Annotated in this window: 16 protein-coding genes and 1 riboswitch; of the genes, 12 read left to right on the plus strand and 4 right to left on the minus strand. The window is 51.6% G+C overall.

The annotated features are described in order from the left end of the window. Positions 1-76: 76 nt before the first annotated feature. Complete coding sequence (locus Q5741_RS17600; protein WP_305025432.1) at positions 77-292, plus strand: hypothetical protein; 216 nt, start codon at positions 77-79, stop codon at positions 290-292. A gap of 6 nt (positions 293-298) precedes the next feature. Here Q5741_RS17600 and Q5741_RS17605 read toward each other — a convergent pair whose 3' ends face one another. Continuing rightward, complete coding sequence (locus Q5741_RS17605) at positions 299-1,114, minus strand: class I SAM-dependent methyltransferase (RefSeq protein ID WP_305025433.1); 816 nt, start codon at positions 1,112-1,114, stop codon at positions 299-301. 248 nt (positions 1,115-1,362) lie between these two features. On the opposite strand from Q5741_RS17605, the gene Q5741_RS17610 reads away from it, so the two are divergent. The 3 genes from Q5741_RS17610 to Q5741_RS17620 all read left to right on the plus strand — a co-directional run bounded on the left by Q5741_RS17610 (position 1,363) and on the right by Q5741_RS17620 (position 4,491). Continuing rightward, the gene (locus Q5741_RS17610; protein WP_305025434.1) at positions 1,363-1,728 is read left to right on the plus strand and encodes a YojF family protein; all 366 of its coding nucleotides are present in this window, start codon (positions 1,363-1,365) and stop codon (positions 1,726-1,728) included. Position 1,729: 1 nt separating this feature from the next. Then, complete coding sequence (gene bshB2, locus Q5741_RS17615) at positions 1,730-2,386, plus strand: bacillithiol biosynthesis deacetylase BshB2 (RefSeq protein WP_305025435.1); 657 nt, start codon at positions 1,730-1,732, stop codon at positions 2,384-2,386. A gap of 344 nt (positions 2,387-2,730) precedes the next feature. Continuing rightward, positions 2,731-4,491, plus strand: coding sequence for a methyl-accepting chemotaxis protein (locus Q5741_RS17620; RefSeq protein ID WP_305025436.1), 1,761 nt, complete (start codon positions 2,731-2,733; stop codon positions 4,489-4,491). 69 nt (positions 4,492-4,560) lie between these two features. Here the strand turns inward: Q5741_RS17620 and Q5741_RS17625 are convergent, their stop codons facing one another. Continuing rightward, positions 4,561-5,331: a hypothetical protein gene (locus tag Q5741_RS17625; protein ID WP_305025437.1), complete on the minus strand. Its 771-nt coding sequence runs from the start codon at positions 5,329-5,331 to the stop codon at positions 4,561-4,563. 278 nt (positions 5,332-5,609) lie between these two features. On the opposite strand from Q5741_RS17625, the gene Q5741_RS17630 reads away from it, so the two are divergent. Next, positions 5,610-6,998, plus strand: a complete 1,389-nt coding sequence (locus tag Q5741_RS17630) for an SMI1/KNR4 family protein (protein WP_305025438.1) — start codon at positions 5,610-5,612, stop codon at positions 6,996-6,998. 91 nt (positions 6,999-7,089) lie between these two features. Here the strand turns inward: Q5741_RS17630 and Q5741_RS17635 are convergent, their stop codons facing one another. Both Q5741_RS17635 and Q5741_RS17640 read right to left on the minus strand, forming a co-directional pair. Beyond that, a complete protein-coding gene (locus tag Q5741_RS17635) occupies positions 7,090-8,031 on the minus strand; it encodes an ATP-dependent DNA ligase (RefSeq protein WP_345784169.1) in 942 nt (313 codons plus the stop codon). A 59-nt stretch (positions 8,032-8,090) separates the two neighbouring features. Further along, positions 8,091-8,540, minus strand: coding sequence for a hypothetical protein (locus tag Q5741_RS17640; protein ID WP_305025440.1), 450 nt, complete (start codon positions 8,538-8,540; stop codon positions 8,091-8,093). A gap of 502 nt (positions 8,541-9,042) precedes the next feature. Then, a riboswitch (cyclic di-AMP (ydaO/yuaA leader) is annotated at positions 9,043-9,216 on the plus strand. Positions 9,217-9,510: 294 nt separating this feature from the next. Between Q5741_RS17640 and kdpF the strand changes: the two genes are divergently transcribed. From kdpF to nrdG, 7 genes are all read left to right on the plus strand, one after another. Next, a complete protein-coding gene (gene kdpF, locus Q5741_RS21705; RefSeq protein ID WP_407074380.1) occupies positions 9,511-9,576 on the plus strand; it encodes a K(+)-transporting ATPase subunit F in 66 nt (21 codons plus the stop codon). A 51-nt stretch (positions 9,577-9,627) separates the two neighbouring features. After that, positions 9,628-11,298, plus strand: a complete 1,671-nt coding sequence (gene kdpA / locus Q5741_RS17645; protein WP_305025441.1) for a potassium-transporting ATPase subunit KdpA — start codon at positions 9,628-9,630, stop codon at positions 11,296-11,298. An 80-nt stretch (positions 11,299-11,378) separates the two neighbouring features. Then, complete coding sequence (kdpB, locus tag Q5741_RS17650) at positions 11,379-13,406, plus strand: potassium-transporting ATPase subunit KdpB (protein ID WP_305025442.1); 2,028 nt, start codon at positions 11,379-11,381, stop codon at positions 13,404-13,406. 21 nt (positions 13,407-13,427) lie between these two features. Further along, positions 13,428-14,003: a potassium-transporting ATPase subunit KdpC gene (kdpC, locus tag Q5741_RS17655; protein ID WP_305025443.1), complete on the plus strand. Its 576-nt coding sequence runs from the start codon at positions 13,428-13,430 to the stop codon at positions 14,001-14,003. A 21-nt stretch (positions 14,004-14,024) separates the two neighbouring features. Further along, a complete protein-coding gene (locus Q5741_RS17660; protein WP_305025444.1) occupies positions 14,025-16,337 on the plus strand; it encodes a universal stress protein in 2,313 nt (770 codons plus the stop codon). 432 nt (positions 16,338-16,769) lie between these two features. Beyond that, on the plus strand, positions 16,770-18,683 hold the full coding sequence (locus Q5741_RS17665) for an anaerobic ribonucleoside triphosphate reductase (RefSeq protein WP_305025453.1): 1,914 nt from the start codon (positions 16,770-16,772) through the stop codon (positions 18,681-18,683). Beyond that, on the plus strand, positions 18,680-19,183 hold the full coding sequence (gene nrdG / locus Q5741_RS17670; RefSeq protein ID WP_305025445.1) for an anaerobic ribonucleoside-triphosphate reductase activating protein: 504 nt from the start codon (positions 18,680-18,682) through the stop codon (positions 19,181-19,183). The genes Q5741_RS17665 and nrdG overlap by 4 nt, the downstream gene beginning before the upstream one ends. The last annotated feature ends 149 nt before the right edge of the window (positions 19,184-19,332 follow it).

A 19,332-nucleotide genomic window follows, 5' to 3' on the forward strand; every position in this document is an offset into this window, starting at 1 on the left:
GCGAGGGGACCCGGGTATTGCTTTTCCAGTGCCCGCCGCACTTCAGCGATCGCATTACAAATATATAAGGATTGATTTGAAATCAAGTCATACAGGTCAGGTTCAAGTTTACGTGATGCCGCCAAATGAAGGATACAGTGAGAAGTGGAGTGCAGCCATACCGGTCCAGGAAGGAGAAGTGCAGTTGTTCCTCTGCATCCCGGATCAACTTGCGCGAATTGACGGCATACGTATTGACCCTCCGGAAGCAGCCGAAGTTAAATTAAAAAGGCTCACCCTAATGGGCGAATAGCAATAATTATTTGATCCCGAGCCTCATCCGGTAGCTGAATAGGATATCCAGCGTGCGTTCCTGGAAGGCTTGTTCAACCAGTCCACGAAAATACTGCAGATCCTCATCAAGCGCCTGGGTGCCCAGCTTCAGCGCACTTTGCAGCCCGCCTTGGCTGAGCAGAATTCCGATATACCGTTCTGCGTTACAAGGCTCTGTATTATGAAAGACGATTTCCCGGCAGTATCGGAATAAACCGCTCTCCTGAATATGAAGAAGGTGCTGTTCCTTATCCCGTTTGCTCGCACGGGCGGAAGGCTCTGCGAGCTCGGCTGCCAGCCTGTCGGCCTTCTGGATCAGCTGGCTGTAAGCAGCTTCGACATCCCATTGCAGCACCGGAGGCCAGTCACAGTCATAGGCGGCGAAGATGCCGCCTTCACGCAGGACCCGTGCGGCTTCGTTCAGCGTAGACTGCGGCTCCATCCAGTGAAAGGACTGGGAGCAGGTGATGATATCTGCTGAACCTGCCGGCAAATCGAGCTGATGCGAGTAGCCTTGAACAAAGGTAATCTGTGACCCGGCATAGTCCAGCAGTTTTGTTCTCGCCTTACCGATCATGTCGCTGCTGGGTTCCACGCCGATAATACGGTCTGCCTTTCCTTGCCAGGCAAATGTAGATAACCCGGTCCCGCAGCCGATATCAACGACCAGGCTGGGGCGGCCTCCTGTATAATTGGACAGTAGCTGAGTGACAAGCAGAGGTGCTTTAGGGCGATTGCGGTCATATTCATCCTGAAATCCGAGAAAGCGGTCAACATTTGCCTGATTATACTCATGGGACATTATCATTCGACCTCCTGGGAATAAGAAAAATACATATATCTTCCTGAGTTATTGTATCAGAGTCTTGAGGGAATTCTTATATTTGGGACGGATGCGTTTATTCTTTTTTGTTCAAGTTTTGTGTGTTGTGCAGACGGATTCACGCAGATGCTGTCTTTTGGGATATTAGTGCTATAATAATGAGCAGGGTCTTAATCCCGTTAAATGATTCACCCTTCGGGTGTGACGTTGATATAGGAGGAATGAAGATGCAGCTGATCATGCCAAGTGAAATACAAAGGATGCTGGACCTACTCAAGGACCAGGACATCTATCTTCATCTTGAATTGACTTCGGGCGCCTATGCTGCCCATACGGATGTGCAGCGTCACGCTGCCTCCACATTCATTAGCAACGGAAAAATCAGATATTCCCACGGTGCCATCTCCGGCCGCGGTCCCTACCGGGTTGGATTGAAGATGGAGGAAGGCTGGGTCTTCTCCGAAGGCTTGACGCATTGGGAAGATCAGGATCAGGAGCGCCTGATTCTTGCAGGTCATGACCAGGACGGTAAGCTGGTCGTTTCTCTGCAGCTGAGCCGTGAGCCATTCCAATACGGCAAGGAGGAACTGTGATATGGACAAACATAGACATATACTGGTCGTGCTCCCTCACCCGGATGACGAGTGCCACAGCATGTCCGGTTCACTCGCTAAATTTATCTCGGAAGGTGTACCGGTTACCTATGCCTGCCTGACCTTGGGACAGATGGCGCGCAATATGGGCAGACCGCTGTTCGCCAATCGGATTACCCTTCCTGGTATACGTAAGCTGGAGCTGCTTGAGTCCTGCCGTTCCATCGGTATTACAGACCTGCGATTGCTCGGTTTTCATGACAAAATGGTTGAGTTTGAGAAAGATGAGGACGTGGAGGCTCCGATTCTGGCGCTCATTGAAGAACTGAAGCCTTCACTTATCATGACTTTCTATCCAGGATACAGCGTACATCCGGATCATGATGCTACAGGTGCGGCCGTCGTCCGTGCCGTGGCCAAGCTTCCTGTTGATGAGAGACCGGAAGTGCATGGAGTTGCCTTCTCGAAAGGCTGCGAGGATATTCTGGGCAAGCCGGATGTGGTGCGTGATGTTCGAGCTTTTGTCAAACAAAAGATCGGCTCTATCCAAGCTCACCGCTCTCAGTGGCAGCTGGATCTGGGCAAGAAAACAGCAAATGACCGTGAAGTACAGGAAAGATTCGGAACAGAACGGTTCTGGACATACCGATTTGGTTGAACTGAAGAAATTGTTGTTGCGAACCGCAGCCCCAGGCTGCGGTTTTTTTTTTTTTTTTGCATAAAAATGCAAATAACAAGAAGTTCGTTATATGTAATGAATCTCTTGTCAGCTATAAACAAAAGTCATATTTGTTACGATATAATGATCAACACTCCAAATGTCGAATGCTGTCATTCGATTGAAGTGATGGTCATTGCATCCCCTTGATACTCCGTATGAAGAGCAGGCGGCGTGCAGGACTGTTTGAGTGTAAGCTGAACAGAAAGGAAACCTACAGCTCGGACGCAAGCGGGGAAACGGAGTGACAACGGTATGATAAGCATCAAGGGGGAAATATGATTATGCAGGAAAATCAACCAAACCAGAGAAAAGAAGCAGAGAAATCAACAAAACCAAAACGGCATGGCTTTAAAATCACAACCAGTGTCATCACGATGATCAGTATAAGTCTGGCGGTATTGATCCTCGTATCCGGAATTGGTATTTTTGGCTTTCAGACTGCTATTGAGCGACAAGGCAGTCTTTATACTGACCGCTTTCTTCACCAGACGAACATTCTCGATCTGAAGGCCAACTTCTACAATATGAGAGCCAATTACACCAAAATTTTAGATTCTGCCCAATATACAGACAAGCAGTATCAGCAGGTACAAAAAGGAAAAGGGCTTGTTACAAAAGGTCTTGATAATTTCGCTCAGAGAAAGCTGGATGCCAGCGAGCAGGCGATGTTCGCGGATCTGGAGTCCAAGATGGGTACATATTATCAGGATATTGAAGCTATCATGGCCGTCAAGAAGGATACAGGCCAATATGATAATGATGAGCGCGGAAGAATTAACAAAGAAAGCACGGCTATCGTTGAACAAATCACTAAAATATCTGAGTACAACAATAAACTATCTTCCGATTTGTATTATGACACCCAGACAGACCTTCAACTGAAGAAAACGATCCTGATGATAGCTTCGGCTGCCTGTATTTTGGCGCTGCTGGTATTATCGTTCATGACGATCCGCAACCTTCGCAGCAGAATGAAGATGGTTATGCTGTACAGTGAGCACATGACCAATGGGGATCTGACCGCCGAGCTCGACCCGCGGATTCAGCAGGATAATAACGAAATTTCACAGATCGGCCGCTCTATTCAACAAATGGGAGTTGCGACCAAAGAAATTATCAGCGGTATTGTTAAAGAATCAGGACAGATTCACCTGCTGAGTGACAAGAGCAATAACAATATGATTGCACTGGATGAAAAGGTCCGGGAGGTATCGGCAACGGTGGAAGAACTGTCGGCTGCCATGGAAGAGACCTCGGCATATACCGATGAGATGAAGCGATCAGCCTCAGAAATTCAACAGGCGATCACTATGGTCTCCGCTGAAGCTAAGTCCGGTTCGGAAGCGGCTTATACCTCTAGTCAAAAAGCACAAATCCTGAAGCAGGAAGCTGTTTCCTCACGCCAAACGGCCGCACAGATCTACCAGGAGAACAAAGTACATTTGACCGAAGCGCTCGAACAGTCCAAGGCCGTGGAACAAATTGGCGTCCTCTCCCAGTCTATTATGGAAATCACGGAGCAGACAAATCTGCTTGCCCTGAATGCCTCCATTGAAGCTGCACGCGCAGGAGAATCAGGAAGAGGCTTTGCCGTAGTTGCCGATGAAATCCGGAAGCTGGCAGATGGGTCCCAGAATGCAGTAGCTGAAATTCAGGGAGTTACGCTGACCGTTATCGATTCTGTAGCCAAGCTATCCGCCAGCTCACAAGAGCTCCTCCGATTTCTGGAGACGCAGGTTCGTGAGGATTATCAGCGGCTGGAGCAGACGGCAGAGCAGTATTATAGTGATACCACTTCGTTTACACAGCTGTCGAACAGTCTGGAAGCTACGCTGCGAGAGGTAGATGCCTCCGTGCAGAACGTAGCCAGAGCGGCTAATGAGATTGCGACAGCCAGTGTGGAATCGGCAGTCTCGACACAGCATATTGCAGAGAATATGCTGGCTTCTGCAGACCAGTCCTCTGAGGTAACGAAGCAATCTGTTCAGGTGAAGGAAAGTGTGAATCGTCTTAATGATACGGTAAAAGGATTCAAAATTTAATGAGTGACACAGACTGGTGGCTTGCATGCAGAAGAGCATGCAAGCCACCAGTCTGTTTCTTATTTCAGATTACTTAGGCAATCGAGAACGGCAGTCTTGAATCACACCGGTGATCTTCTGTTCCCAGACATGTACTTTCTGCTGGCTGGCTGCCACCTGCTGCAGCAGAGTGTACGAACGAGTGAGCTGTGCGAGTGCAGTTATGGCATCCCCCCGTTTTACGGCCTGATTGAAAACTTTGGTCCCGGCGGTGATGCTTTTTTTATATCCTGATATGTGCTTTTTCTCAGTCTGTATATCTTTACGGATGGTTGTAATAGTACTGAGCATCGTCTGGATCGGCTTGGCCTGAGCCGCTGCTGTATTCTTGGCTGCAGTCAAAGCTGCACGTCTATTCCTGATCTCTAGCCGGGCCGCATCAACGGAGGGCTTTATACTGTTAATCTGCAGCGACAATGTCGTAACGCTCTTCTTGTCCTTGCGTGCTCGTGCCTCCTTCAACTGTTTCTGCAGAGCTGCATATTGGGACAGAAGCGGGGCATAGCGGGCCTGCGCCTGCTTCCAGCTGTTCTCCAGCTGTTTGATCTGCACGGCGCCAATCTGCTTGACGGCTTCGCGCACCGACTTGGCAGATTGATCATTACTGCGGCGAAGCTCAACGGTTCGCTGATTCTGGATTTTGTTGGCGATCTCCAGCGCTTGGAGGCTGTCGAACAGCTTATCCATGCTGCTTAGAGAGCTGTCGCGCTCCGCGGCATCAGCTGGCGGCGAAGCTGTGAATATACCGCCTGCCATCAGGATAAAGCAGGTGAAGATGATCATCCATTTTGACTTTCTCATAAAATCCTCTCCCTTAGTTCTTTTTGGAAAATAGTCTGACCCTATGTCCCTATCAATGGAAAATAAAAAAGCACCACACAGCGAGAGCCTGGGCTCTTCTGTGAGGTGCTTCCTCCACAATAAGATACATGTCAAATCTCAATTTCAGTTTTTACTCTACCGAATCTGGAATCTATTGTCAAGATAAAGCGAACACTTGTTTTATTTTATATTTTGGTATAATAGGGAAAATAGAAACATTATCCATAAAGATTTAAATCAGGAGGTATTAGGCCGCTATGAACGAGAAGCTGAGGGAGCAATTCACGAAGTGGTATGAAGAGGACGACCATCAGCAAATTATTGACACCATTCTGGCAATGCCGGAGGCAGAACAGGATTATGAGGTTGTCAGTGAGCTGGGCCGTGCTTACAACAATGTGGGGCAATATGAAGAAGCTGTGGTGCAGCTGGACCGTGTATCCAGGGAAGGAGAAGGGGATGCCAAATGGCATTACCGCAGGGGCTATGGACTTTATTATCTGAAAAGGTATGAGGAAGCAATACAGGCCTTCAGCAAAGCGAATCTCCTTGAGCCTGGGGATGAGACTGTCGAGGAACTGCTGGAGTGGAGCCGGAGCGGAGCTGATAAGCAGCATAGAGAGGCAGCGAGAAGAGCGGCCAGACAAGCAGCTTCCCGGGAGAATTCTTCTGCAGAGCGAGAGCCTCTGGCGGGTATGGATCTCTCGGATTTCTGGGAGGACAGTGAATATGCCGGAAAGGCTTATGAATCGGAACCTCTCACCGATGCAATGATTGCCTCGGTTGAAGAAGAGCTGGGATATAAGCTTCCGGCCTCTTACATTGCCTTGATGAAGCAGCGGAACGGAGGGATACCTAAGGCGACCTGCTTTCCAACCGAAGAGGCGACTTCCTGGGCAGAGGATCATATTGCAATCTCAGGTATGCTGGGCATCGGGCGGGATAAAAGCTACTCGCTCTGCGGAGATATGGGCAGCCGCTTTATGATCGAGGATTGGGGATACCCGGATATCGGTGTCATGATCTGTGACTGCCCTTCGGCTGGCCACGATATTGTAATGCTTGACTACCGTGCATGCGGCAGGGAAGGTGAGCCGGAGGTCATTCATGTTGATCAGGAAGCGGGTTATGAGATTACGTTTCTGGCCGGGAACTTCGAAGAATTCATCCGCGGACTGGTTACAGAAGAAGCGTACGATACATCTGAAGAAGATAAGAAAGAGGATCTGCGCAGGGTGAACGAAGGACAATTTTCGCCGCTGCTCACCGAGCTGTGCGAATCCGTGACGGAGATCGACCAGATTGAAGCCCGAATTCGCCGGATTTGTAGACAGGTCGTAGAGGAGAAGGGACACTTTTCTTTTCATGCGGATGAGCTTTCCTGTCTAATGTATGATGTGCAGTTCTGGCTGTACACCAGATCTTACCCTGATACAAGCCGCCAGCACTATCTGGATATCTACTCCAAAATGATTGCCTTCGGCGGAGGATTCGGTCAGGGCGGATATGCTCCGGCTTGGATCACTGACTGGCTGGATCAGCGCATCCGGGAGGGGCGGATTGTACAGGAATGCGGGAAGCTTCGGTTCACGGATCAGGCTGCGGCGGATCTGATTCAGAAACTGAAGGCATTCGGGTCCGATTGACCCCAAAAAAGTTATATCGACAAACGATACGAAAAGGCACCTTGCCCTGAGACCGTAATGCGATCTCGGACAAGGTGCTTTTGCGTTCGTACTAAACCTGGTCGATTCGGCAATCCTGCGGCTTAACATGCGGAGAGAGACTTTCCAGCCCCGGGTGCCGCATGGTACCGCCGGGTGTCCACTCCAGATAGCTGACCTTCACACTTATCTCCGGCTTCAGCCAGACAGCGTCTTTGCTGCGTTCCGGAATATTGCTGAAAGGGCGGTGCGGGGTCTTCATGAGTTCGACCATTTCGGTCAGATTACGCCAATCGCGAACGGTGAACCGTCCTGCACCGGCATGCCCGATATAGATAAGCTGATCCTCATCGCCGTAGAGACCGAGCAGCAGAGCGTTCACCATCCCGTCCCGGTAGGTGACTCCGCCAATGACGGCATACAGATCGCGGCTGATCTTCTTTTTCTGCCATCGCTTGTCTTTACCGCTAAGCACATAGGGACTGTCCAGCCTTTTGCAGATGACACCTTCCATTCCCTGCTGCTCGATGGCTTTGAACAAGGATTCTCCATCCGGAAAATCGTGTACGAGTTGTACCTGACTCTGCGGACGAATGATCTGCTGCAGCAGCTGCTGGCGCTCGGACAGCGGACGCTCCATGACCCAATTTCCGTTCAGATACAGGAGATCAAAGACCATATAAGTGACCGGCACACGGGGGACGGCAGCCATAATGCTTTGCGATTTGCGCAGGCTGTCTCTCTTCATGATTTCATGAAAGGAGGGCTTGCCTTCCTGCCACGCAACCAGCTCTCCGTCCAGAATGAAAGAGGAGGCGAGACAGTAGTCAGCAGGATTCAGCAGCTCTGGATACTGTAAGGTCCGCTCGTTATGCTTGCGGTTTATCAGACGTACCTGTTGTCCATCGCTATAGATAAGCATGCGAACACCATCCCATTTGACCTGGGCAGTCCATTCCGGCCCTTGTGGCAGAACAGCTGTGCTCACAGGCTCAAATGGCGTGACGGGATTCATTTCCACAGGGAACTCCCCCGTTCTGTACAGATTTCCATACAGAATCAGGTTCCCCTTATTTAAAAGGCAAAATACGCCTGGGCATAGTCAAACAATATAGAGCGCTCAAGAGAATGGGCTGCCGGCATACGCTCGGCAGGAGTCTGGGCGCGGGCCGCCAGATCGGCCAGGGCAGACTGCACCAGTGAGGTGCGAACCTCTCCCCATGCTTCCTGCTTGCAATCAATCCATTTAGCGGCTTCCGCCATCGTTTTTCCTTTGAGCTTACGGAATACAGATCCCCAAGTAATAAGATCAAAATGTTTCTGGCCATCCGGTATATGATACTCAGCCCAACCCACGATGCCATGACTTGTGATTTTGAGCAGTCCGCAGTTGCAATAGGAATCAAACTCAGGGTAGCGGTGCGCAATTTTCTTGCAGTCATAACGGTATAATTCCATGGCGTCGATTGTCAGAAGCGAAAGGTCGGTTCCGCGCAGGGCGGGCGAGAGATGCAATACATTCAAGGGAAATCAGTCTCCTTACCTGTGAGTTGTTTAATTTTGTAATTTGTTGAAATATAACGGAAAGGCCGGCTGCAACGCAGCAAGCACAGCATAAGAACAAGCCCTGGGAGCACGGGTGGTCTCCATTCAGGGCTGTAAGGACAATTCAGGACAACGATCACATGCACTGTAATGTGTCTATGACATCATACGCCGGAGGGGTTGGATTGTAAACGGAAATTTCAGCATTTTCTAGGTCTTATCGGTCAAATACAGACAATTTCAAGAACTAAATCGGGGGTAATCTTTTATTATCTTAGATTATCTCTATTTATCTTTGAATATTTCATTATTCAAGAAAATGAAAGATATTACAAGCTTGATGCAGAAAATTGCAGAACTGAATTACATTCCAGCATGAAAATGGCTGAAAACCTCCTTTTCCGGCTTTACATTCCATTTACAGGCGATCACACCGGAAGTATGATTCATCTGCATCCCTTACCGGCAGGCCGCCGAATCAGGTGATGCAGTGCTTAATCCCTTAATAGCAAGGGAGCGGGGGAACCAAAGGGGTACATTCTACCCAGGGGTGAATCACCGGTGTCAGCTCGTCAGGTGTGAGTGGCATTGGTGTAGGGCAGCTCTCAAGCCCGAATCCGGCAGCTAACCTCGTCAGCGCATATTGGGAGAGGCAGCATTCTGTAGTGACACTGCAAGCGGCCCGGCCGCGATCAGGAAGCCACGGGAAGGGACCTCTTTTCCGCTGGCTTCTTTGTGCTGTTCACATACAGAAGGCTTCTCCCAGCTCGAGAGAAGGAGGAACTATCATTTTTGATCAAATAAGGCTGACATGAAAAGGGGTTGAAGTACAAATGGATGTATGGATGGCAGCTGTTATGCTGGGGTTGTTTCTTTTGATGCTGGGACTGATCCGGTGGTCTGAATATGTCATTGAGGAAGGAGGGCGTGAGTGATGACTTGGTTCCTGATGAGCGTCGTGGCTGTATTATTTGTGTACCTGGTCTATGTCCTGCTGAATCCCGAGAAATTCTAAGTGTTCATTAATAAAAAAAATTCATTAGCCTGCTAGGAGGTTGTTATAAACATGTTTGCTGTTCTGTCCATTGCAGTTACGCTGGGAATTGTGCTGCTGCTGGCACGTCCAATGGGGCTGTACATTGCCAAAGTGTTTGATTATGAAAAGACAGCGCTTGACCGTTGGTTTGGCTGGCTGGAGAAACCGATCTATGCAATCAGTGGTATTCGCCGCCAGAATCAGAGCTGGAAGCAGTATGCGACAGCACTGCTGGTAAGCAATGCTGTGATGATCCTCCTGGTGTACCTGATCTTCCGGCTGCAGGGATGGCTCCCGCTGAATCCGAACGGTATAGGAGCTATGGATGCACATACTGCTTTTAATACTGCGATCAGTTTTATGACAAATACTGACCTTCAGCATTACAGCGGGGAGAGCGGTTTATCTTATTTCTCACAGATGGTGGCCATCGTCTTTATGCTGTTCGCTTCACCAGCTACAGGGCTGGCGGTTGCCCTCGCTTTTATCCGCGCGTTAACGGGCAGACCTTTGGGCAACTTCTTTGTGGATTGGGTGCGGAGTATTACCCGTATCCTTCTCCCCATCGCGCTGGCTGGTGCGCTAATATTCATTGCACTTGGAGTTCCACAGACGCTCGAACCGACGGAGGTTGCCCATACCATTGGAGGAGGTGTGCAGGAAATTGCGCGTGGACCGGTGGGTTCATTTCTTTCGATCAAGGAGCTGGGCAATAACGGCGGAGGGTTCTTTGGGGCCAATTCGGCTCATCCGTTTGAGAACCCGAACGCGATCAGTAATATGCTGCAGATCCTTCTGATGCTGCTGGTGACAACGGCTCTGCCGTTTACCTATGGCAAAATGTCCGGCAGCGCAAAACAGGGGCGGGTGCTGTTCGTCTCTATGGCGGTGCTGTTTATCATCATGATAAGCATATCTCTAACCGCTGAATATTCAGGTAACAAGGCGTTAAATACACTAAGTATAGAACATCAGCAGGGCAGTATGGAAGGGAAAGAGGTTCGTTTTGGCACCGCCCAATCCTCGTTGTACTCGGTCGTAACAACAGCTTCCGAGACGGGAGCCGTGAATACGATGCATGATACGCTGACTCCCATCGGGGGCATGGTGCCTCTGGCGAATATGATGCTCAATACCGTTTTCGGCGGCATAGGGGTAGGTTTTCTCAATGTCCTGATGTACGCCATCATCGCGGTATTCCTGTCCGGGTTGATGGTTGGACGAACGCCTGAATTTCTGGGTAGAAAAATTGAAGGCCGTGAAATGAAGCTGATTGCAGTCCTGCTCGTTATTCAGCCGCTGCTAATCCTGGTTCCGACTGCCGCTGCTCTGTTCACACATGCCAATACCATATCCAATCCGGGCTACCATGGCCTGACTCAGGTCCTGTATGAGTACACGTCTTCTGCGGCCAATAACGGCTCGGGTTTTGAAGGTCTGGGCGACGCCAATCTCTTCTGGAATATGACAACAGGTATTGTCATGTTCCTCGGCCGCTATATCTCGATGGTCCTGCTTCTTGCTGCAGCCGGGTCCCTGGCCGCGAAGAAGGCTGTGCCTGAGACAAGCGGGACGTTTCGCACGGACAGCGGCTTATTCGGAATTGTGTTTGCGGGTACGGTGTTAATCGTGGGGGCGCTGACTTTCTTCCCTTCTGTCGTACTTGGCCCTGTGGCAGAGCAGCTGACGCTGCTGCCCTAAAGACTCAAGACGTGCAATTACTATGGATGAACAAATAAAGGATGAACAAATGAACGACTACTATTGGAGGAACGAACACGATGAGTGAGAAGAAATGGACGCTGGATGCCGGACTGGTCCGCAAGGCGGTGAAGGAGTCCTTCTATAAGCTGGATCCCCGCGTGATGGTGCGCAATCCGATTATGTTTGTTGTCGAGGTATGCATGATCATTACGTTCTTTTTAATTTTCTTGCCCAATGCTTTAGGAGCAGGCGGATCAGCAGGTTTCAATACTGCTGTTACGGTTATTCTGCTGATCACCGTCCTGTTCGCGAATTTCGCCGAGGCTCTGGCGGAGGGGCGCGGCAAGGCACAGGCCGATACGCTCAAGAAGACAAAGCAGGAAATCAAGGCTAGGAAGCTTGCCGGAGGACAGATCAAGGAGGTGCTGTCCGTAGATCTGCGCAAGGGCGATATCGTTGTGGTGACGCAGGGAGAACTCATTCCTGGCGATGGGGAAGTCATCGACGGCCTTGCCTCGGTTGATGAATCTGCGATTACCGGTGAATCCGCGCCGGTCATCAAGGAAGCAGGAGGCGACTTCAGTTCTGTCACCGGCGGTACACGTGTGATCAGTGATGAGATTCAGGTGCGAATCACGAGCGATCCGGGTGAATCCTTTCTGGATCGTATGATCTCGCTGGTGGAAGGAGCCAAGCGGCAGAAGACACCGAATGAGATTGCCCTCAACACGGTCCTGACCAGCCTGACGCTGATTTTTATGGTCGTCGTGGTCACGCTCCCTTTCCTGTCGAGCTATCTGAACATCCAGCTTCAGGTGCCGATCCTGATCGCGCTGCTGGTTTGCCTGATTCCTACCACGATTGGCGGTCTGCTGTCTGCGATCGGGATTGCCGGCATGGACCGGGTTACCCGTTTCAATGTTGTTGCCATGTCGGGAAAAGCCGTTGAAGCTTCCGGTGATATCAATACGATTATCCTCGACAAAACGGGTACCATCACTTTCGGGAACCGTATGGCTAGCGAGATCATCCCCGTTGGCGGATACAGCCGTGCGGAGGCAGCGCGGTGGGCGGCGGTCAGCTCGCTTCAGGATGAGACACCGGAAGGGCGTTCGGTACTGGAGTGGATGCGGAAGGAACAGATGGTGTATGACACCGCGCTATCGGAAGGTGCAAGCTTCATCGAGTTTCGGGCGGAGACACGCATGAGCGGTCTGGATCTCGCGAACGGCCAACAGGTACGCAAGGGGGCGGTTGATGCGGTCAAAAGGTGGGTTCAATCCCAGGGCGGCGAGCTTCCCCCCGACCTGGACAGCAGCAGCGATGCAATAGCCTCCGCTGGGGGGACACCGCTCGCCGTCGCTGTCGACCGTACCATCTATGGTGTGATTTATCTAAAGGATACGGTAAAGCCGGGGATGCGCGAGCGCTTCGAGCTGCTGCGTCAGATGGGGATTCGTACCGTGATGTGTACGGGAGATAATCCGCTGACGGCAGCCACGATTGCAAGGGAAGCGGGTGTGGATGACTTTATCGCCGAGAGCACGCCGGAGGATAAGATCGCTGTGATCCGGAGCGAACAGGCTTCCGGCAAGCTGGTCGCCATGACCGGTGACGGCACCAACGATGCGCCTGCTCTGGCGCAGGCAGATGTGGGCATCGCCATGAACAGCGGCACAGTGGCTGCGAAGGAGGCAGCCAACATGGTCGACCTCGACTCGGATCCATCGAAAATTATTGATGTAGTTGCCATAGGCAAGCAGCTGCTCATGACCAGAGGGGCACTGACGACGTTCAGTATTGCGAACGATGTGGCCAAATATTTTGCGATCATTCCTGCCATGTTCATGGTTGCTATTCCGCAGATGGAGCTGCTGAATGTGATGAAGCTGGGATCGCCGACGTCAGCCATTCTGTCCGCTCTGATCTTCAATGCGGTGATTATACCGCTCCTGATTCCGCTTGCGATGAAGGGTGTGGCCTACAAGCCGATGAGCTCATCACGGCTGCTGTCCCGCAACCTGCTGATCTATGGTCTCGGGGGTGTAGCAGCGCCATTCGTAGGCATTAAGCTGCTGGATATGCTTGTACATTTATGGGTGTAACGAAGAGGAGAGGATGTAAACATGCTCATGCGATATGTTATGAGTTCACTGCGAATAAGTCTGCTGATGATGATTGTGCTGGGGCTCGGCTATAACCTGCTGGTTACGGGTTTCGCCCAGACTGTGATGCCGGAGCGGGCGAACGGGAGCCTGATTCTCAACGACCAAGCAGAAGTCGTCGGATCGAGATTGATTGGACAGGAGAACAGGGATCAGGCTTTTTTTCAGAACAGGGTCTCAAGTATTGAATATAACGGGGCTTCCGGTTCACCCAACTATGCGCCTTCCAATCCGGATATGCTGAAGCGGACATCCGACGCAGTCAAGGAGTGGCACACTCAGAACCCTGACGTGCAGATCGGAAGCCTGCCGCTGGATCTAATCACCAACTCCGGCTCAGGCCTGGATCCCCACATCAGCCCTGCTGCTGCAGAGGTGCAGATTCCACGGATCAGTAAACTAACCGGCATTTCTCCCTCTAAATTGAAGCTGCTGGTGAACAAGCATACCGAAGGAAGAGAGCTGGGTTTTCTGGGTGAACCGGCGGTGAATGTACTGGAATTAAATCTGGAATTGAAATCGCTGATGCCGGAATAAAGAGAGGGAGAGGCCCCGGAGATGGACACATTCAGACGCAAGACACCGGAGGAGCTGCTGAAGATGATCTCCAGTCTGGGACGGGGACGGCTGGACATTCTGATCGGCGCTGTCAGCGGCTCAGGCAAGACCTATCATATGTTATTCGAGGGTTTGCAGTTGAAGAAGCAGGGCGTGGATGTCGTGATTTGCGCAGTGACGACATCCAGGCGCCCGGAAACGGTGGAGCTTAGTCTTGGACTGGAGCGGATACCAAGTATTCATTGGGAGAAGAACGGCCTGGAGCGCAAAGACCTTAATCTTCCCGCGCTGCTTCAGCGCAATCCCGAGGTCGTTCTAGTAGATGGGCTTGCTCACCACAATCGGCCTGGTGCTGAGTTTACGACCCGGCTGGACGATATCCAATATCTGAGACAGCATGGAATTAGCGTTATAACAACAGTGAATGTTTATGAGCTGGAAGGAGTACGGCATATTGCTTCCCGGCTGACCGGGGTTGAGGTGGAGGAAAGTGTGCCTTCAGACACGCTGACGCTAGCGGATGATGTCAGGCTGATTGATGTTACACCTGAGCAGCTGCTGGGACGGATTGAAAAGGAGAACCTGTTGGTGAACCAGCGTATGGATATCATGACACTCAGCAACGTTGGAGTGCTGCGTGAGCTGGCGCTGCGCTTGGTTGCGGAGGGAGTCAATGGCTCACTGGAGAAGCACTGGGAGGAGAACGATACGGTGGGTCCCAATGGGGCGAGCGAGCGTATACTGGTAGCGGCCCAATATCATTGGAATGGTTCAATCTATATCCGGCGCGGCCAGCAGATTGCCCGCCGTCTGAACGGTGATCTGCAGGTCGTTACACTAGTACGGCAAGAAAAGAAGCTCGGCAAGGAAGAGCTTGTGTTCAAGAAGGCGATGCTGAAGCTTGCGGCAAAGGTTGGAGCAGATATGGAGGAGCTTCCTTTTAGCAGCCACCGTCTGCTCCCTCGCAAGCTGGTGGACTATGCGCTGCAGAATTATACGACGAGGATGGTTATAGGCCACTCCAGGCAATCCAAGTGGCAGGAGCTGTGGCACGGCTCTGTGATTCACGGTCTGCTGCGTATGATTCATCAGATGGACATCTTCGTCGTTGCTGATCGTACAGAGCGGGAGGGTGAACGGATTTTGCCGGCCAAAACGATGCCAGCTCTGCCGCCCCCAACCTATCGGCGTCTTGGGCGGGAAGAGATCCAGGAGCAGATCAGCCACATTAAACGAGGACGGTTTAAAATATACATCGGTGCCGCTCCGGGCGTAGGCAAGACTTACACCATGCTGCGCGAAGGTAATGATCTGCAGCGGAGCGGTATCCGTGTCATGATCGGTCTGCTGGAGACGCACGGAAGGCAGGAAACGGAGGCCCAGGCAGGAGCTCTTGATGTCGTACCAAGGCGTGTGCTGGATTACCGCGGAGCCCGGCTGGAAGAGATGGATACTGAAGCTGTGATCGCTCTGGCTCCAGAGGTTGTCCTTATCGATGAACTCGCGCATACGAATATCCCCGGCAGCCGCAACCGTAAAAGATACGAAGATGTATTAGAGATTCTTCATGCAGGCATCTCGGTCATCTCGACGATGAATGTTCAGCACCTGGAGAGCCTGAACGATGCGGTGGAACAGATTACGGGAGTTGTCATGCGTGAGACGGTGCCTGATCATATTCTGCGTATGGCTGATGAAGTCCAGCTGATTGATGTATCCCCGCGGGTACTCCGCAAACGGCTGGAGGAAGGCAGGATCTATGCCATGTACAAGGTTCCGCAGGCCTTGAGCCATTTCTTCAAGACGGGCAACCTAATCGCGCTCCGTGAACTGGCGCTGCGGGAGATCGCCGATGATGTTGATGAGCGTCTCGAGGCCTGGGAGCGAACATCTTCCCTGCGTGGACCTTGGCGGCGCCAGGAAGTGATCTGTGTCTGCGTCAATCTAAGTAATGAAGCGGAACGATTAATTCGGCGCGGCTTTCGCATCGCCTATCGCCTGAAGGCCTCGTGGCATGCCGCCTATGTACAGATTGGAGCGACAGAACTGTCCTCAGCGGCCCGTCTTCTGCTGGAGGAACTGCAGCGCTTGACGGAACGGCTGGGCGGGACTTTTCTCATCTATAAAAGTAGAGACCGCCGTCAGCTGCCGCGGGTTCTGGTCATGGAGGCCGATCGCCGCAAGGTAACACAGATGATTATAGGACAGTCTCGGTTATCCCGGGCAGCAGAGCTTTGGCGGGGTTCGGTTGTGAATCAGGTGCTTCGCCAGGCGCGTCATATGGATATTCTGGTCGCTGCCCGCAGGACATAACGCGGACAAACAATTGTTAAAATTTCTGCACCACCCTTCTTATGTATGATCTGTCCCTGTACCGCATAGGTACGGGGATTCTGTGCGCTTTTGAACTGCCGGGGTTCTCATTTCCTATGGTCTGTAGATGTGAGAATTGTCACATGATAGAGACTAAATATGGAATTATAATTTGTTGAAAGTTCTATATGTTGTGTTTGCGAAGAATTACTAGTACTCGCGTCCTGAAAAATACAAGCGCATAGCATGGAGGTTGATCAGATGAATATCCAAGCGGGATTCGCTCCCGGGCTTGCTGAGGAAGAACGTCTGTGTGAACGGAGCCGTTGGCATGACACGACGTGCCGCACGACCGGCAGAGGTGAACGTCAGGAACAGGGCCAATCGGGGCGAAAAGGAGCTGTTCTTACAGAGACAGCTTATTTTGACAGCATGATCTCCGGCATTATCGGTTCACGGGACCGGGATCTGCTGCGCGAGAACGCCAACATGAACGGCGACTCTTTCAGCGGTAAAATGAGTAAAATCGGCTCCGAAAGCGCCAAATGGTATGCGCATCATGCCGTGCTTCCGAAAGAACTGTCTGCCGCCATCGAGGCCGGCTCGATCTATGTTCATGATCTTGATCAGTATGCACTCGGAACCACCAACTGTATCTTTATCCCGTTCGACCGTTTGCTGGCCAAAGGCTTTAACACCGGTAACGGCTCTGTCCGCACTCCACAGGGGATTATGTCGGCGGTGGCACTGGTGGCTATTATCTTTCAGTCCCAGCAGAACAGTCAGTATGGCGGCGTATCGGCGAATAAGATGGACTGGGATCTGGCTCCTTATGTCAAACGCTCCTTTCTCAAGCATTACCGCAAAGGACAGCGGCTGTTTGGCGAAGTATCCCCGGAGCTGGATGATCAGGACATAGGACTTGGAAGCATCCTGGCTGAAGCTGCTTGTCCGCGGGCCTATTCGTTCGCCGTAGATGAGACGGTGCAGGAGACAAGGCAGGCGGCCGAATCTCTGATACATAATCTGAACACGATGAGCAGTCGTGCAGGTGGGCAGATTCCTTTTACCTCGCTTAACTACGGACTCTGCACCTCAGAAGAAGGAAGGCTGGTATCGCATTCACTCCTGGAGGCTGCTGTTGCAGGATTGGGACACGGAGAAACGCCGATTTTTCCGCAGCATATTTTCCAATGTAAGCAGGGAGTGAATCAGCAGGAGGACGATCCGAATTATGATTTGTTCCTTAAGGCCATAGACTGCTCCAGCCGGCGTATGTATCCGAATTTTGTAAATGTGGATGCCTCCTTCAATCTGCCTTACTATCGTGAGGATGACCCGGATACCATTATTGCCACCATGGGCTGCCGCACCCGTACGATTGCGGACCGGTTCGGGCGTAACCGCCAGAGCGGTAAGGGTAACCTGTCATTCAACACAGTGAACTTGGTAAAGCTGGGTATCGATTACGGCATTTGTCAGGGACAGCGGGAGCAGGCCGATCTGGAAGGGTTTTATAATGAGCTTCAAAGCGTACTGGACATTGCTGCCCGTGGTCTTATTCACCGCTATCGAATTCAGTCGGCGCAGCCAGCCAAAGCTTTTGATTTCATGATGCGTGAAGGTGTATGGGAAGGCGGGGAACAGCTGGAAGGAGATGAGCCGGTGGCATCCTTGCTGAAGCATGGCACGCTGGCTATAGGCTTTATCGGCCTTGCGGAATGTATGGTTGGGCTGTTCGGACGGCATCATGGAGGAGATGAAGATATATACCGCGAAGCCTACCGGGTCATTGAGTACATGCGCCGTTACTGTGATGAGATGAGCGAGATTCATAACCTGAATATAACGCTGTTCGCGACACCGGCCGAGGGCTTGTCTGGCAAATTCACAGCGATTGACAGGGCGCGTTATGGGCTGATTCCGGGAGTGAACGACCGTGAATATTATACCAATTCGTTTCATATCCCGGTCTATCACCAGCTTCCTGCCGCCCGCAAAATCCAGCTGGAAGCTCCATTTCACAAATTGTGCAACGCAGGCGCTATCTCCTATATTGAGATGGACGGCAATGCCCGCAGCAACCCAGAGGCGTTTCGGCGGATCGTACAGTATGCGCTTAGCCAGGACATCGGCTACTTCTCGATTAATCACCCGATCGACCGCTGTACCGGCTGCGGATATGAAGGAATCATTGGCAGCTGCTGCCCGCAGTGCGGAGCGGATGAGGAACAGGTTCACATCCAGCGGCTGCGCCGGGTGACCGGCTACCTGACAGGCGATTACAAGGTCAGATTCAATAATGCCAAGCAGGCCGAGGTCCGCGACCGGGTCAAACACCGATGAATATATGCGGGTATATCCGGGAGTCAGTCAATGAAGGAACAGGGCTGCGCGCCGTCGTCTTCATCAGCGGCTGCCGGCACGGCTGTCCGGGCTGTTTTAACACGGAATCCTGGAGCTTCTCGGCAGGTGAAGTGTTCACTCCAGAACGGCAGGAAGAAGTCATTCGGGAAGCTGCAGATAACCCGCTTTTGGAAGGGCTGACCCTATGCGGCGGGGATCCTTTCTTCTCAGCTGGAGAGTGTATTCCCTTTGTCCAGCGTTACCGGGAGACCTGCCCGGGCCACACGGTGTGGGCATATACAGGTTATGAATTTGAGGCATTGCTGAAACGCTCGGCGATGAGAAGGCTGGCGGAGCTGTGCGATGTTATCGTGGACGGGTCCTTTGTGGAGCGAGAGAAAGACGTGTCTCTTCGTTTCCGCGGGAGCCGTAATCAGCGGCTGATTGACGTTCAGGCCAGTCTGCAGTCGGGAGTAACGGTATGTATGGATATGATTTGAAGAGGAGCTCTTTCCTACATGGAAGGAGCTTTTTGCTTTGGCCGCGGTACAGCCTTCCCTGATGAGCAGGCATCCTCTTCTGCATGTATCCTCTCATGCTGCAGCTAATGCTATAATAGAAGGAAAATGATTTTACGGCTGAAAGGAGG

It is taken from the genome of Paenibacillus lacisoli, from assembly GCF_030580655.1.
Lineage (GTDB): Bacteria > Bacillota > Bacilli > Paenibacillales > Paenibacillaceae > Paenibacillus > Paenibacillus lacisoli.